1 protein-coding gene is annotated in these 847 nt (G+C 62.1%); it reads right to left on the bottom strand.

Annotation, left to right across the window (positions count from 1 at the left end):
- On the bottom strand, nt 1–847 hold an 847-nt coding region (locus tag NKH90_RS34630; RefSeq protein ID WP_352823820.1), incomplete at both ends, for an amino acid adenylation domain-containing protein.

An 847-nucleotide genomic window follows, 5' to 3' on the forward strand; every position in this document is an offset into this window, starting at 1 on the left:
CCACCGCCTCACGCACCCAGGCATGCTCGCAAAGCCGCGCCGCGATCTCGCCCGGCTCGATGCGGAAGCCGCGGATCTTCACCTGCTCGTCGTTGCGGCCCAAAAACTCCAGATTGCCGTCCGGCAGATAACGCGCCAGGTCGCCGCTCCGGTACAGCCGGTCGCCCTCCACAAACGGGCTGGCGATGAACCGCTCGGCCGTCAGCTCCGGCCGGTTCAGGTAGCCACGCGCAACCCCCGCCCCGCCGATATAGAGCTCGCCCACCGCCCCGAACGGCACCGGCCCACCATGAGCGTCCAGCAGGTAGATCCGCGTGTTCGCAATCGGACGGCCAATATGCGGCACGGCGTTGTCACTGAGAAGTCGTCCCGACGTTGCCACAACGGTGACTTCCGTAGGGCCATAGTTGTTTATCAACTTGAGAGGAGACGGTATCCGGGAAGGAACACGCTGGAGACGATCACCGCCGATCAGCAAATGTCCCAATTTTGGATTTACCAGCTCGTCTTGCAATGCGGTTATAGCCAGCGGTGTGGCTAGAAAGGCGGCGTCCAGTGGTTGATCACGCCACCATTGCAACAGACGCGAGGAATCTCCTGCTGCCGCCCTGGGCGGGAGCAGCAATGTGCTACGATTGCATAATGCGGACCATAGCTCCCAGGTGCTGGCGTCAAAAGCCACTGCAGCCGTGAGTGTGCAGCAGGTTTCTGGTTGCGGACAAAACGTTTGCACATGCCATGCTGTAAGATTGACCACTCCGCGATGCTCGACCATGACGCCCTTGGGCGTCCCGGTGGAGCCCGAGGTGTAGATGATGTAGGCGAGCTGGCGGGGGGTGAGCCCCAG

It is taken from the genome of Mesorhizobium sp. M0898 (assembly GCF_040319695.1).
In the GTDB taxonomy this organism is placed as follows: Bacteria; Pseudomonadota; Alphaproteobacteria; order Rhizobiales; family Rhizobiaceae; genus Mesorhizobium.